The 14,460-nt window shown below is 66.5% G+C and carries 12 protein-coding genes and 1 tRNA gene; 7 read left to right on the top strand and 6 right to left on the bottom strand.

Annotated features, from left to right (window positions below; all coding sequences use genetic code 11):
- Positions 1 to 349: 349 nt before the first annotated feature.
- Positions 350 to 426: transfer RNA gene (locus tag ERC79_RS04285), tRNA-Met, on the top strand.
- Between the two features lie 93 nt (positions 427 to 519).
- On the opposite strand, the gene ERC79_RS04280 is transcribed toward ERC79_RS04285, so the two are convergent.
- Complete coding sequence (locus tag ERC79_RS04280) at positions 520 to 2,169, bottom strand: acyl-CoA synthetase (RefSeq protein WP_131576019.1); 1,650 nt, start codon at positions 2,167 to 2,169, stop codon at positions 520 to 522.
- Between the two features lie 139 nt (positions 2,170 to 2,308).
- Between ERC79_RS04280 and ERC79_RS04275 the strand changes: the two genes are divergently transcribed.
- The 3 genes from ERC79_RS04275 (at position 2,309) to ERC79_RS04265 (ending at position 4,972) form a co-directional block, all read left to right on the top strand.
- The gene (locus tag ERC79_RS04275; protein ID WP_131576017.1) at positions 2,309 to 2,845 is read left to right on the top strand and encodes a hypothetical protein; all 537 of its coding nucleotides are present in this window, start codon (positions 2,309 to 2,311) and stop codon (positions 2,843 to 2,845) included.
- Between the two features lie 163 nt (positions 2,846 to 3,008).
- The gene (locus ERC79_RS04270) at positions 3,009 to 4,496 is read left to right on the top strand and encodes a PepSY domain-containing protein (RefSeq protein WP_131576015.1); all 1,488 of its coding nucleotides are present in this window, start codon (positions 3,009 to 3,011) and stop codon (positions 4,494 to 4,496) included.
- Complete coding sequence (locus ERC79_RS04265) at positions 4,493 to 4,972, top strand: hypothetical protein (RefSeq protein WP_131576013.1); 480 nt, start codon at positions 4,493 to 4,495, stop codon at positions 4,970 to 4,972. The genes ERC79_RS04270 and ERC79_RS04265 overlap by 4 nt, the downstream gene beginning before the upstream one ends.
- Positions 4,973 to 6,179: 1,207 nt before the next feature.
- Here ERC79_RS04265 and ERC79_RS04260 read toward each other — a convergent pair.
- The 4 genes from ERC79_RS04260 to hisN form a co-directional block, all read right to left on the bottom strand.
- The gene (locus ERC79_RS04260) at positions 6,180 to 7,385 is read right to left on the bottom strand and encodes an acyl-CoA dehydrogenase family protein (RefSeq protein WP_131576011.1); all 1,206 of its coding nucleotides are present in this window, start codon (positions 7,383 to 7,385) and stop codon (positions 6,180 to 6,182) included.
- Between the two features lie 43 nt (positions 7,386 to 7,428).
- The gene (locus tag ERC79_RS04255; protein WP_131576009.1) at positions 7,429 to 8,832 is read right to left on the bottom strand and encodes an acyl-CoA dehydrogenase family protein; all 1,404 of its coding nucleotides are present in this window, start codon (positions 8,830 to 8,832) and stop codon (positions 7,429 to 7,431) included.
- A 231-nt stretch (positions 8,833 to 9,063) separates the two neighbouring features.
- A complete protein-coding gene (locus tag ERC79_RS04250; RefSeq protein ID WP_131576007.1) occupies positions 9,064 to 9,390 on the bottom strand; it encodes a hypothetical protein in 327 nt (108 codons plus the stop codon).
- A gap of 103 nt (positions 9,391 to 9,493) precedes the next feature.
- On the bottom strand, positions 9,494 to 10,285 hold the full coding sequence (hisN, locus tag ERC79_RS04245; protein WP_131576005.1) for a histidinol-phosphatase: 792 nt from the start codon (positions 10,283 to 10,285) through the stop codon (positions 9,494 to 9,496).
- A gap of 186 nt (positions 10,286 to 10,471) precedes the next feature.
- Between hisN and ERC79_RS04240 the strand changes: the two genes are divergently transcribed.
- Genes ERC79_RS04240 through ERC79_RS04230 form a run of 3 tightly spaced genes read left to right on the top strand, consistent with a single transcriptional unit; the run spans position 10,472 to position 13,225 of the window.
- Positions 10,472 to 11,971, top strand: a complete 1,500-nt coding sequence (locus tag ERC79_RS04240; protein WP_131576003.1) for an aldehyde dehydrogenase family protein — start codon at positions 10,472 to 10,474, stop codon at positions 11,969 to 11,971.
- Positions 11,964 to 12,755: a gamma-glutamyl-gamma-aminobutyrate hydrolase family protein gene (locus ERC79_RS04235; protein ID WP_131576001.1), complete on the top strand. Its 792-nt coding sequence runs from the start codon at positions 11,964 to 11,966 to the stop codon at positions 12,753 to 12,755. The genes ERC79_RS04240 and ERC79_RS04235 overlap by 8 nt, the downstream gene beginning before the upstream one ends.
- On the top strand, positions 12,752 to 13,225 hold the full coding sequence (locus ERC79_RS04230; RefSeq protein WP_131575999.1) for a DUF3830 family protein: 474 nt from the start codon (positions 12,752 to 12,754) through the stop codon (positions 13,223 to 13,225). The genes ERC79_RS04235 and ERC79_RS04230 overlap by 4 nt, the downstream gene beginning before the upstream one ends.
- A 199-nt stretch (positions 13,226 to 13,424) precedes the next feature.
- On the opposite strand, the gene ERC79_RS04225 is transcribed toward ERC79_RS04230, so the two are convergent.
- Complete coding sequence (locus ERC79_RS04225) at positions 13,425 to 14,420, bottom strand: Lrp/AsnC family transcriptional regulator (RefSeq protein ID WP_131575997.1); 996 nt, start codon at positions 14,418 to 14,420, stop codon at positions 13,425 to 13,427.
- Positions 14,421 to 14,460: the final 40 nt, after the last annotated feature.

The following is a 14,460-nucleotide window of genomic DNA, read 5'->3' as shown; positions in this document are numbered from 1 at the left end:
GAGTCCGATCCCGCGGGGGCAGTGCTAGGCAGCGGCGGGCCGGTTCCGTACGTCGATCATCACGAGCTGGTAACGAACGTACGACAGGGTTCCGGCCGGAGCCAGTTTGCCAAAACAGACCGGTCGACCCGTAGGTAGCCGCTCTCGGAGGGTGTTCCCGCAGGCAGGAGTGTGCTGACGCGCCGACGATCTCGGAGTGTTACATGCTCGTTATGTGAGATGGATTACTGGGTTTTGGTGAGTTGCGTCACTGAATTGTGTTGTGCGGGCGGCGGATCCGCTTGCCGGCAGCGTTCTTTCCCGGCGATTTGCCTTCTGTTCCGCGGCTCGTGTAACTTCGTTCTTGCAACGCGGGGTGGAGCAGCTCGGTAGCTCGCTGGGCTCATAACCCAGAGGTCGCAGGTTCAAATCCTGTCCCCGCTACCAATGAAAAACCCCCGTCCTGAAACAGGGCGGGGGTTCTTTGCTTTCGATTGGGCACTCGCGGACGGTTGCCGTGGTCGGTGGAGTGGCGGCGAGTCAGTCCGTCTCCGTCTCCGTCTCCATCTCGATCAGCACCCGCCGAAGCAGCTTCCCGGTGGCGTTGCGGGGCAGTTCCTCGATGAAGATGACGTCACGTGGCACCTTGTAGCGGGCCAGGTTCGACTTCACATGGGTTCGGATCTCGTTCGCGTCCCGCGCCGACGACGGGGCGGCAACGACGAAAGCGCGTAGCCGGTGTCCGAATTCGTCGTCCTCGACGCCGATCACCGCCACGTCGAGGACATCGGGGCGTTCGGCGATGACGTTCTCCACCTCGAGTGGGTACACATTCTCGCCGCCGGAGATGATCATGTCGTCGTCTCGGCCGTCGACGAACAGCAGCCCGTCCTTGTCGAAGTGCCCGACGTCGCCGGTGGACAGCATTCCGTCGATGCGTTCCTTGTCGCGGCCGTCGGTGTAGCCCTCGAAGCTCAATCCGCTCTTGGCGAAGATGCGGCCGACGATGTCGGGTTCGGTGATCCGCCTACCGGCGTCGTCGATGAGGGCGACATGGCACGTGGCCGGGGGACGGCCGGCGGTGCCGGGGGCGCGCTCGAGGTCGTCGGGGGTGGCGACGGTGACGGCGGCGACCTCGGTGGAGCCGTAGAAGTTGTGTAGCACCTTCCCGAACGCGTCCTGGGTGCGAATGCACAGGTCGGGGGAGAGTGCTGAGCCGGCAGCGAAGATCACTTTGAGCGAGGACGTGTTGTACTTCGACAGGACGTCGGGACCGAGGTCGATGATTCGCTGCAGCATCGTCGGTACCAGCACCAGGGTGTCGGCGCGGTGCTCGGCGAGGAGGCGGACGGTCGACTCGGGATCGAAGCGTCGCTGCATCACGACGGTGTTCTCGAGCGCGAGTCCCAGTCCCAGCTGGGACAATCCGGTCCCGTGGAAGGCTGGCGCGGCCATCAGCATGGTCTGCTTGGGGCGCAACGGGATTCGATCCAGGAACTGTGCGGTGACGAACGGTGAAGTCCGTCCACGTGGTGCTCCCTTGGGGGTGCCGGTGGTGCCGCTGGTCAGGAGAATCGAGACGCCGTGTTGCTTCGGCGCGGGCACGGCATCGGTGGATTGGCCGGCGATGAGGTCGTCGAGGGTGCGGGGCGGCTGTTCGGCCGGCGGCGTGGACAGTGTCTCGTCCACCCAGGACAGGAACGTGGTGATGTCGGTGGGCAGGGCATCGGCAATGTCCGAGAACTCGCTGTCGAAGACGAAGTGGCGCAGGCCCTCCCTGTGTGCGACGTCGACCAACTGAGGTCGGGCGAACCCGGTGTTCATCAGCACCAGGCGCACGCCACTCTTCGCGGCGGCGAGCATGGTGAGGACGAGCCCGCGGTGATTACGGCACATGGCGCCGACGACGGACCCGACACCGATGCCCTCGGCCTGCCATGCCCGCGCGAGCGCGTTGGACTGCTCTTCGAGCTCCCGGTAGGTGAGCGGTCCGCGCTCGTCGATCAATGCGACACGGCCGTGCCCCTGCGCGGCGTGTGCATGGACGGAGCCCGCGAACGGCCCGTACTTGCTGACCGCCAGGAGCACCCCGATGCCCTCGTCCACCCGCGGGAACGGGATCAGTCCGGAGCGCTGCATCACCCGCACCGCGCCGAGCGTGTCGGTGATCTTCGTCAGTACATCCTGCATGGCTACCCCCAGAAGGCCCCGGCCGGCTGGTGCCGGCAGGATCAGCATAGTGGTGAGATGCGTCACATTGGGGGGATTGGTCCGGTATCCCGTCGAACGCGCGTGTACTCGCCGCCGGAGTAGAAGTTAGTCTCGCGTGGTGAATTCCCCGGCCGACGCTGTCGCGCGTATGCGCGGCATGTTCGTCGGCTCGGCGTCCGGCGCGGTGAGTATCGCCGCGCATGGTCTGGGCGGCGGCGTCTCCGTTCCGAGTGAGCAGGCGGTGGTGCTGCTCGTCGCGGCGGGCGCTGTCGTCGGTGCGGTCGTAGCCTCGCTACGAACCCTGCACCATCCCTTGCTCTTCCTGTGTGGGGTGCTTGCTGTCGGACAGGGCATGGGACACCTCACACTCACCGCGGCGTCCGATCACGTTCACGGGCTGCACCTGACGCCGCAGATGCTCGCGGCTCACACCGCCGCCACCGTCCTCGGAGCTCTGCTGATTCGCGGTGCAGAACGGGCACTGCTGACGGCACTCGCCGCGGTGGCCCGCGTCGTCGTCACGGTGCTGTCGGCGCCCCCGGTCCCGGATGTTCGACGGTGGTCGCCCACCGCGGTTCGCCGCGTCGATCCCACGACCTCCCGGGTTGCCCGCGCTGCCGGTGGCACCCGAGGTCCGCCCACTCCTTCCCGGTAGTCGCCGCGCCCGCTCTCGCGTACCCGCGTCGGCTCTGAACTCTCCGCTGTCCACACCCGGTCATCGCACGTGCCGGGTGTGGTCGGCGTGTCCTTCGCGGCGCCCGCGTCCGACCTCTCGTAATCCGCGCTCGCCGTAAACCTTTTTCAGGGAAAGAGCTTTCATGAATGCTCCTGAGACCGTGGGGACCACCCCTGCGCATCTTCCGGTCGATCCGAAGGACCAGTCCGAGTCCAAGGACCCGTCCCCACCGGGCGCACTGCGCCGCCTTGTCCTGCGACTGCATTTCTATGCCGGCATCCTGGTTGCGCCATTCCTGATCATTGCTGCGGTCAGCGGCGGCCTGTACGCCGTCGCGCCCACCATCGAACAGTTCGTCTACCGCGACTACCTGCAGGTGGAGTCGACCGGACCGGCTGCGCCGGTGAGTGAACAGGTGGAGGCCGCTCAGGCGGCACGGCCCGATCTGACGGTGTCGGCGGTGCGCCCGGCATCCGAACCGGGTGACACCACCCGGGTGCTGTTCACCGATCCCACGCTAGGCGACTCGGAGCGGCTCGCGGTGTTCGTGGACCCGGCCGCAGCACGGCCCGTCGGCGAACTCGTCGTCTACGGCAGCAGCGGCGCCCTGCCGCTGCGGACGTGGATCTCGCAGCTGCACGTCAATCTGCATCTCGGCGATCCTGGCCGTCTCTACAGTGAACTGGCGGCGTCGTGGCTGTGGGTGATCGCTCTCGGCGGCACCTACCTGTGGGTCCGGCGGTATCGGACTGCACGGGACCGTAGTGGCGCTGCCGCGCCTCGGTTGTGGACAGTCAAACGTGGTGGGCGGGGACGCAATCGCGCGCTCAGGTGGCACGGCGCGCTCGGCCTGTGGATCGCGGCGGGCCTGGTCTTCCTGTCCGCTACGGGTCTGACCTGGTCGAAGTATGCGGGGGAGAACGTCACGGAGCTGCGCACATCGCTGGGTTGGACCACGCCGTCGGTGTCGAAGAAGCTGGGCGGCTCCGACACGACTCGGCCGAGTGAGCACGGCGGGCACGGCGGGGATGCTGCGTCCGCAGCGGATGGTGTGAACGTACTCGACACCAATGTCCGACGCCTCGACGACGTGCTCGCGGTCGCTGTGGGCGCGGGAGTGGCGGGTGCGGTGGAGGCGTCCATCCCGTCCAAGCCGGATACGGCGTTCACCGTCGCACAGACCCGGCAGCCGTGGCAGTTCTCCACCAACTCGGCGGCGATCGACGGCGCGACCGGACGGATCACCGACATCTCGATGTTCGCGGACTGGCCATTGGCCGCGAAGCTCACCTTCTGGGGGATCGGCGTGCACATGGGCATCCTGTTCGGTCTGCTGAACCAGATCGCGCTCCTGGTGCTGGCAGCGGCGCTACTTGCGGTGATCGTCCTCGGGTACATCATGTGGTGGCGGCGTCGGCCGTCGCGCGTGGCCCGGCGGTGGGGCCGGCCGCCGGTGCGCGGCGCCCTCCGTGGCCTGCATCCGGCCGTCGTGGCCACGATCGTTGCCGTGACCGTTCTCGTCGGATGGTTCGTGCCGCTACTAGGGCTGAGCCTGTTGGGATTTGTCGTCGTGGATATCGTCGTGGGCGTGTTTCAACGCAGACGAGCATCAGCCGGTGTGACCGAATGAGCGAGGATCTGTCGCTACTGCGGCGGGAGTTGTCCGCGATCGAGGAGCGGGTGGCCCGGGAGGTGGATCCGCGCGGGCGCGGACCCGTCATCGGGTGCGCCGTGATGATTCTGGTGGTGGCCCTAGCTGCGCCGCAGGTCGACGGCCTGCGTGCGTGGCAGCTGCTGGCAGGGGGGCATCACGAGGTCGCGGCGCTGTCCCGGCTGTTCACGTGGTTCGTCGTGGTGTTCGGCATCGGAGTGTCCGCGATCGCGGTGTTGAGCCGGCGATGGGTCGTTGCGTGGGTCGCGATGGCCGGGGTCACCGTCGGGTCGGCTCTCGGGCTGTTGGCCTACTGGTCGCAGCACAGTGTCCGGAGCGGTGCCCACACCGGCAGCATCGGCTACGGCCTGCTCGTGGAGTGGGCGGCGATGGCTGTGCTGGCTGTGCTGTGGATTCCGGTGGTGGCCGGCCGGAGCAACCTGCTGCAACGGTGAGTCGGTGAATCGGGGGAGTTCGCCGCCTGCAGAACACGCCGTCGTACAGGGCGGTGCTCGACAGGGAGCGCGCGAACCGATCTCGCCGACGTCGCGTTGATCGGTTCGCGCGTTGCAGTTTCGGCGAAGCCTCGGGCTCTGCATGAGGTCAGGCCGTCGAGTGCATGGTGTGGGTCTTCGTCGACGAGGTGAGCAAGAAGAGACGGTGCCTGCTGGAGTGCGTGGGCGCGTGACGGGCGGTAGGCCCAGTCGACACGGAATTGCACTGCAGTACATGAATTGGCTGGGCCTGCGACTTGATTATTGGACTGCGGTGCAACATTTCGTGTTTCGCGATTCTTGGTCGAAAAGCGCGACAATTCGGGTTGGGGCGGGATACGGTGACATCGTCTTGATCAAATGTTCGACAGCCTGCCTTGGGAGCGGCTGTGGTCGAGACGCTGATGCCCAAATGTGTTTCGCCTGCAGGTGGAGGCGTATTTCTGCGTGCGTGGGATCCGTTTGGCTGTCGACAACCCCGAGTTTCGCGGTAGGCGCCGTGGTGTGCCTGCCTGTGTACCCCTCGTTTCAGTGGAAAGGCGTGCTGTGTCTATCGACTTCGCAAAACTCATCGCCCCTCTCGGTCATACGTTGATCGATACCTTCTTCGGGTCCCTCGGGACCCTTATGACCATGTCGGCGTGACCGGCGCGAATCTGTTTAGGAGACTGTCGTGACTTCACTTTCTGAGCTCATGCCCATGGCCGCAATGATGTTCAAGCTTCTCTTGGTCGACACGCCGATCCGGATCTCGCTCGGCGAGATTCCGCAGTAAGGAGAAAATGATGAGTAAAGACCTGATGATGTTGTGGACTGGATCGGTGGACGACGTCCTGCGCGCAGTTTTGTTGGACTTCGTCCTCGGCTCAATTGTGTTCCCCCCCCAGAACTGAACGGAGACGCAGATGCTCGTACACCTTGTCCAGACCTTGGTCGGCTCGGCCTATGCCACGATCAGCTTGCCCAACCTCGGAAGCATGATGGGCGCCTTGAAGATGAGCTGACGCCGACTTGCGAGGATGGAGGCCTCCTGATTCCTCCGGTGACGCAGTGCCTTCCGCGACTCATGCGCGGGAGGCACTGCGCCGTTCCGGGGCGGTGGTAACTCGGAACAGAACGAGGCCCCGCCGCTGGTGCGGCGGGGCCTCGAAATGTCTGTCAGGCGTTGCTACTTCAGCTCAGCCGAGCTCTTGCCCAACAGGCGCCGAGCGATGATCAGCTGCTGAATCTGTTGCGTCCCTTCGAAAATGTCGAGGATCTTGCTGTCGCGGGCCCACTTCTCGAGCAGTGGACGCTGCGAGTAGCCGTAGCTGCCGGCGAGCTCGACGGTCTTGAGCGACACCGCGGTTCCGGTGCGTCCGGCCTTCGCCTTCGACATCGATGCCTCGAGCGAGTTGGGCTTCTTGTTGTCGGCCATCCACGCCGCGCGTAGCGCCAGCAGGTACGAGGCCTCCCAGTCGGCCTCGAGTGCCAGGAACTCGGCAGCCGCGGCGTGCTGATTGTAAGCGGGGGTGTCGTAGGAGATCTCGACGCCGGCTTCCTCCAGGATCCCGCGCAGCTCCTCGAGTGCTGCGCGGCCGAGGCCGATAGCCATGCCCGCGACGATGGGGCGGGTGTTGTCGAACGTCTGCATGACGCCCGCGAAACCCTTCTCCACGTTCACTTCCGGGCTGCCGAGGAGGTTGTCCTTCGGGATGCGGCAGTCCTGCAGCAGCAGCACCGCAGTGTCGGACGCCTTGATGCCGAGCTTGTGCTCGAGCCGAGCGACGCTCAGTCCCGGGGCGTCCCGTGGTACGACGAACGACTTGATCGCCGCGCGGCCCAGAGACTTGTCGACCGTCGCCCACACCACGATATGGGTGGAGCGTTCGCCGGCGGTGACGAAGATCTTCTCGCCGTTGAGGACATACTCGTCACCGTCGAGCACTGCGGTGGTGGTGACGGCCGCGGAGTCGGAGCCGAAGCTGGGCTCGGTGATCGCCATCGAGGCCCACACCTTGCCGAACCGTTCGAGCTGCTCGTCGGTCGCGACGGCGGCGATCGCCGAGTTGCCGAGGCCCTGATAGGGGATCGACAGGGTCAGGCCCACGTCACCCCAACAGGTTTCGATCACGTTCATGAGGGACGCCATGTTGCCGCCGTTGGCGTTGCCGACCACTTTCGGCTCGTCGCTGCGACCGAGGGCGGCCCCGGATGCCGCCTGGCCGGAGTCGGCCAAACCCTCGACCATGGCGGCCATGGTGTCGAGTTCCTTGGGGTACTCGTGCTCGGCCAGGTCGTACTTACGGGAGATGGGCCGGAAGATTTCCGCTGCTACCTGATGCGCCTGGTTCGCAGAGGCCTTGAGCTTCTTGGGAAGTTCGAGATTGATCATCGAGAAGGTCTCCTAGTCGAAAGATCTGACGGATCGGTCGACGTCAGATGAGGACGATGCCCTCGGCCACGCCGATGGCTCGCAGGTCGCGGTACCAGCGTTCCACCGGGTGCTCCTTGGTGAAACCGTGGCCGCCGAGCAATTGGACGCCGTCCAGGCCGATCTGCATGCCCTTCTCGGAAGCTAGCCTGCGGGCCAGCGCCGCCTCGCGGGCGAACGACAGGCCCTGCTCCGCGCGGGACGCGCCGCGCAGTGTCACCAGGCGCATGCCGTCGAGTTCGATCGCGATGTTCGAGATCATGAACGCCACGGCCTGGCGGTGACTGATCGGCTCGCCGAACGCCTCACGCTCGTTGGCGTAGGGGATCACGTAGTCCAGCACGGCCTGGCTGGTGCCCACGGCGAGCGACGCCCAGCCCAGGCGGGCCAGACGGATCGCGTCGGCGTACTCGCGGGCACGCTGATCGGCGTCGCCGTTACCGAGGATCGCGGACTCGGGCACCGCGACGTCGGTGAGGACCAGCCGGCCCAGGCCGGCGGCGCGCAGACCCATACTCGGATCCGCCTCCACGACAAGGCCCTTGGTGTCGGACTCGACGATGAAGAAGGCCGGGCGGCCGTCGAGTTCGGCGGCAACGACGAACAGCTCGGCCGAACCGGCCGCGGGGACGAGACTCTTGACGCCGTTGAGCTTGTAGCCGCTGGGGGAGCGGACGGCCTTGGTCTGCAGCGCGAACGGGTCGAACAGCGCGCGCGGCTCGCTCACCACGACCGCGGCGGCCGGCACGTTCCCACCGGCGAACGACGGCAGATACGTCTGCTGCTGCGCGTCGGTGCCCCACTGGGTGAGGGCGACGGCCACGCCGCTCGGCGCGAGAATCGGCAGCGCCAGGCCCATGTCGCCGTGCGCGAGGGCCTCGGCCACCAGTGAGTTGGTGACCGCGCCACGCTCGGACGCCACACCCTCGAACTCCTCGGCGATGTTGATGAGCGTGATGCCGAGCTCGGCCGAGCGCTCGAGGAGGTCGGTGGGTGCGGCGGCCGCCTCGTCGGCGTCATGCGCGGCCGGACGGAGGATCTCGGCCGAGAACTCGCGGACGGTCTCGACGATCATTTTCTGCTCGTCGTCCGGCGTCAGGTCGAAGTAGCCGGCATTCTTGGCGGCGCCGTCGGGCAGACGCGTGGGAGCCCCGCCGCCGGAGACCCGGTTGAACGTGCGGGTCGCGGCGCCGAGGGTTTTGAACCCGGTCTTGGTGCCCTCGTAGGTGACGCGGTCGATGGTCTCCCGCAGGTTGTACTTCGCGGCCAGGTCGGACCCGGTGATCCGGGTCAGCACGCGCATCGCGACGCCCATCGCGTCCCGCTTGACCGGGTTCAGGCCGACCGCCGAGGTATCGCGGGGCTCACGCTTGGCGCCGTTCGTCTGCGCAACGTCTTGCTTGCTCATGATGACCACTTCTCGGGGTTCGGTCTCGGACAAGGCATAACCTTACTCTAAAGTAAGATAGGAAGCGAGCTAATCCCCGCACGTTTTGTGCGGATTTCGGGAGCTCGGGACGACGCCAAGTGCGCCAAACGCCACGATTCGTCACACGTACCAACGGGAGGTGACGAATCGTGGGCGAGCCCGATAGGTCCCCGTAGTCACGGTGCCGCGGTGAAGTCGGTGGTCTCGATGTCAGCGCCACGGAGTGATCGGCGGCTTGACCCACATGATCTTCTCGTCGGCGTGTGACGGGATCGCCCGTGGATCACCGGGATGGGACTGGGCCCACCGGGTCTTCTCGTCGATCAGCTCCGCGGCCACCGTCCACGTCTCCTGCGTGCTCGGCGGGTTCTCGCCGGCGGCTCGGGCCAGTTTGCGGAGCTGTTGGTCGGGCAGTGCGGTCAGCTCGGCGCCGGTGATCCCGCGGTCCCACGCGAATCGGGCCAGCCCCACTGCCTTCTCGCGACGCTTGCGGCTGGCCTGATCGGTGTGGGCGAAATCGACCTCATCGCCGTCCATGACTTGCTCTCCCGCCTGCTGGTCTCCGCGTTGTGCGCACTCAGCGCGGATTCTTGCGAATCGGAACCGCGCCATGTGCGCGAAACGCGGCGGAAGGGTAGACCTATGGACCTACCCGCAGACGGGTGAGCACCTCGTCGTGTAGCAGTCCGTTGCTGGCGACGGCACTGCCGCCGTGCGGGCCGTCGGTGCCGTCGAGGCTGGTGAAGCGCCCGCCGGCTTCGCGGACCAGCAGATCCAGCGGCGCCAGGTCCCACAGCGACACCTCGGGCTCGGCCGCGATCTCGACCGCGCCCTCCGCGAGCAGGCAGTAGGAGAAGAAGTCGCCGTAGCCGCGGATGCGCCACACGTCGTCGGTGAGGTCCACGAACTGGTCGCGGATGCCGCGATCCTTCCAGCCGGACAGCGACGAAAAACTCAGGCTCGACGAAGCCAGATCGCCCACGCCCGACACGGACAGGCGTCGCGCGTCGCCGCCGTCGTGCGACATCCACGCGCCGCCGCCTGCCGAGGCCCACCAGCGCCGGTTCAGGGCGGGCGCGCTCACGACGCCGACGACGGGGACGCCGTCCTCGAGCAGTGCGATCAGTGTGGCCCACACCGGGACTCCGCGCACGAAGTTCTTGGTGCCGTCGATCGGGTCGACCACCCACTGCCGGCCCTCGAACTTCGCGTCGCCGCCGAACTCCTCGCCGAGCACCGCGTCGTCCGGTCGCTCTTCGGCCAGCCTCGCGCGTACTGCTCGCTCCACCGCGAGGTCCGCGTCCGACACCGGGGTGAGGTCCGGCTTGGAATCGACCTTCAGGTCCAGCGCGCCGAACCGGGAGCTGGTCAGGGCGTCGGCTTCGTCGGCGATGCGGAGGGCCAGGGTCAGGTCGGCGGCGAGTGCAGTCACGACCGCAGAGCCTACCGGCGCCCCGACTACGGCCGCCGTCTGAGAACCCGCGAGGCGGATTTGGATGTACGAACGGCATTTGATGTCGAATGTCGACTACTGATTGCCGAATTGTGGCGGATATGACACTCTTAGTTTCAAATCGTGGCGGAAGCCACACTCCTTGGTCGTCGAAGGGACGGTTACATGTCGCTGAGCTCAACCGCGCGCGACGCAATGCAGGATGTCGTGCGGCTCGAGGGTGCCTATCTCGGCGGACGGATCGTGGCGCTCGACGGCGCCGAACGCGTGCCGGTGATCTCGCCCCGGGACGGCAAGTCGATCGGGGTGCTGCACGCGGCCGACGAAACTCAGGTCGACCGGGCGGTCACTATCGCCCGGACGGCCTTCCAGACGTCGGGTTGGGCCACCGCCGCGGCGCGCGAGCGGGGCGAGGTCCTCAAGAAGTGGGCACTTCTCGTCGGAGAGAACGCTCAGGAGTTGGCCACCATGATCTCGCTCGAGATGGGCAAGCCGGTATCCCAGGCGCTCAACGTGGAACTGGCCGCGGTCGAGAAGTGCCTCAGGTGGTACGGAGAGCTCTCGGACAAGGTGTCCGACAAGCTGATCGCACACGAGGAGTCCGTGCTGGCGTACTCCTTCGAGGCCCCGGCGGGGGTGGTGGCGGCGGTGGTGCCGTGGAACTTCCCGCTCACGATGACGGCATGGAAGCTTGCCCCCGCACTCCTCGCCGGCAACTCGGTGGTGGTGAAACCCTCCGAGCAGACACCGTTCTCGGCACTGCGGCTGGCGGAGCTGGCCGGGCAGGCGGGGCTGCCGCCCGGCGTGCTGAACGTCGTGAACGGCCTGGGCCGCGACACCGGTCAAGCACTCGGCCGACACCCCGACGTCGATGTCCTGACGTTCACCGGATCACCCGCCGTCGGGCGCGCATTCATGAAGTACAGCGCCGAATCGAACGGTAAGCGCGTATGGCCGGAGCTCGGTGGGAAGTCCGCCACCGTTGCGCTGCCCGACGCCGACATCCGCGCGGCCGCGGCGAGCGCCGCCGAGAACGCCTTCTTCAACCAGGGCCAGATGTGCAGTGCCTCGTCTCGGCTGATCGTGTTCGAGGACAACGCCGATGAGGCGGTCGCTGCCGCGTGCGAGGTCGCGGCTGCACTGCAGCCGCGAGACCCGCTGGACGCCGGCGCTTCGTTCGGCGCCATCGTCAGCGCCGGTGCTGTCGCCGGCATCGAGGCGAAGGTTGCGGATGCGCTCGAGCAGGGTGCGACTCTGGCCGCCGGTAGTGCACAGCGCGCCGTCGTGGACGGTCTCGAGGGGGGCTCGTACTTCGCTCCTGTGGTTCTCGATCACGTCGATCCCAGTTCCCGGATTGCACAGGAGGAGGTCTTCGGGCCGGTCCTGTCGATCATCCGGGTGGGTAGTGAGGCCGAGGCCATCCGGGTCGCCAACGACACCCGGTACGGGCTCGCCGCCTCGGTCTGGGGCAGCGACGTCGGCGCCATCCACCGCGTGACACGCGGCGTGAAGGCAGGCGTCATCTGGGTGAACTGCTATGAGGAGGGCGATATGCGCCTGCCCTTCGGCGGGGTGAAGGAGAGCGGGTTCGGTCGCGACAAGGGTGCCGACGCCCTGCACAAGTACACCGACACCACCTCGGTCTGGATGAAGCTCGATGGGTGATCGGCCGACGATCGCCGTCACGACGTGGCGGCGCGACCTCCCCACCTATCTGGGTGAGAACACCGATCTGTTCACGGTGGGAACCGAGTACGTCCGGTTCTTCTCCTCGCTCGGGATGTCGGTGATCCTCATTCCGGAGTGCACCGGCGACGACGCGGCCTCGTTGCTCTCCCACGTGAGCGGGCTCGTACTTTCCGGGGGAGAGGACGTCGGCGACTGGATCGCCCGCGGTGAGGACGCCTGCGCCCCGCCCGACGCCACCAGCCGGGATACCACCGAGCATGCGCTCGTCGCGGCGGCGCGAGATCTGCGTCTGCCTGTGTTCGGGATTTGCCGGGGCATGCAGTTGCTTGCGGCGCTGCACGGCAGCCGGGTGGTCGACCTGCCGGAGGGACGCGCGCTGCATCCGTACGGGCTCGACGCCGCCGCGCAGCTCGATTGCAGGCACGAGATCGAGCTCCGTCCCACCGCATCGGCGTCGCTCGGTGACGAGCGGCCACGCCGTATGAGGGTCAATTCGATTCATCAACAGGTGATCTCGCACTGCCCTGAGGGCTTCGCCGTCACCGCGGTGGCCGCAGACGGGTCGATCGAAGCGATCGAGTCGACCACCGACTGGTACGCCGCGGGTGTCCAGTGGCATCCCGAGAAGATGAACGGCCCTGGCGAATTCGGCGAGCAGAAGCCGTTCGTCAGTCGGTTTGTCGAGGCCGTCGAGAACTATTGCCCAACCCCTGATTCCACAAGACCGACAGTTGCACGAACAGAAAGAGGAAAACCGTGACCGAGCAGAAGCTCTTCTTCGAATACGAGAACGGCCCGCGCGCCATTGCCACCATGCACCTCGACCTCGCGCCGAAGACGTGCGAGGCGCTGTGGAACGCACTGGCGAAGCCGGTGACCGTCGACGCGATGCACGCGATGTACGCCGGCCCAGAGGTGATGACCGGACTTCCCGAGGAGGCCCAGAACTTCGATCCCGAGGCGGTTCCGTTCGAGAACCAGCAGGTCATCCCGGGCGTCGGCGACGTGCTCTGGTACTACCAGCGTCCGATGCAGATGGGCGGTCTGCCGTTCGAGTGGTACGAGGTCGGTGTCTGCTACGCCCCCGGCGTGCGCACGTTCGGCCCGCTCGGATGGACTCCGGTCAACGTGTTCGCCACTGTCACCGAGGGTCTCGCCGACTTCGCGAAGGCCTCCGCGGACATCCGCATCACCGGCCTCAAGAAGCTCACCATCGGTCGAATCGACTAGCACCACGACGAACGGGACCCTGCCCGCTGCCGACGACGCCGGCGGGCAGGGTCCCGTTCTTGTTTGGTTCAGGGCGGATGCGTCGACGCTGCACGCACGGTAGGAGACGGACCGTGTCTGCCCTTGCTGCCACCGACGAGTTTCGCCGCACCACATCTCGTGTGGTGCGGCGAAACTCCTTGGTCGATTGGAGCGGGTATCAGGCCACGATGTCGTCGACGGACAGCGGGCCGCGGCGAACTGCCTTGAGGACGACCCGCGATTCGGCAATCTCCACGGACGCCAGGGATCCGATGACGCCGTTCTGGAAGTCGAACAACGCTTCCTCGTCTTTGAACAGGCCGTCGACCAGCAGACCGGCATGGCCGGTGAGCGCGGCGCAGTAGCGAACGGACGGATGGTTGGCCAGCGCCGTGCCGATGCTCTCGACGTCACCGCCCCGGATATGCAGCCACAGCATCGCCTCGACCTTGACCCCGAAGAACGAGGGTGCAACCTCGGTACGCACCCTGAGAACCCCGACGCCGAACAGCGCATCGAGTCGACGGCGTACCGTCTGCGCGTTGATCCCGGCATCCTGGGCGAGCATCGAGATCGTGGCCCGGCCGTCGTTGCTCAGCTGGTCGATGAGATTCTGGTCGACCGCATCGAGGACCACTGGTGTGGAGGTCACGGACGGCGCGTGCCAGGGCGCGGACTTGCGAAGTGCCTCGACCTGCTCCGCCGGCAGAATGCCGGCGTGCCAGTCCAGCCCCATCAAGTAGGACCGCAGAACCGTGCTGACCTCGAAGGACAGCAGGCCGGGAATCGCCGGGAGAGTCTGCAGCAACAGCGCTTGATGGGCTTCGGCGTTCTCCACGAGGACCAGTGCGGCAATGTCGCCCGAGCCCTCGAGGACGGACACCGAGGAGGCGCCTGGGAGGGCAGCGACACTGCGAGCAACCTCGGCCACCCGGTGCATCTCGGTCTCGAGGCGAATGAGCACGCCCCGCGCATGTAACAGCTTGCTCGCGTCGACGTAGGTTGACACCCGCACACACCTCGTGTCGAGAAGGTGCTGTCCACGTCGCATGACAGTGCGCGAGGGCAGATCGATGACGCGACTGATGGCCTCCCAGGAGGCGCGCCCGTTGACCTGAAGCGCGCTCGCAATCAATCGATCGGTGTCGTCCGTGTCGTTGCCCTTCTGACTCATTGTCTGCCTTCGCGTGAGAATTTTTGTGCGGGAAGAGAAT

Origin of the sequence: Rhodococcus sp. ABRD24, from assembly GCF_004328705.1 — a bacterium.
GTDB lineage: Bacteria > Actinomycetota > Actinomycetes > Mycobacteriales > Mycobacteriaceae > Prescottella.
Note: the sequence above shows the minus strand (reverse complement) of the source record. Positions and strands in the feature narration are given on the sequence as shown.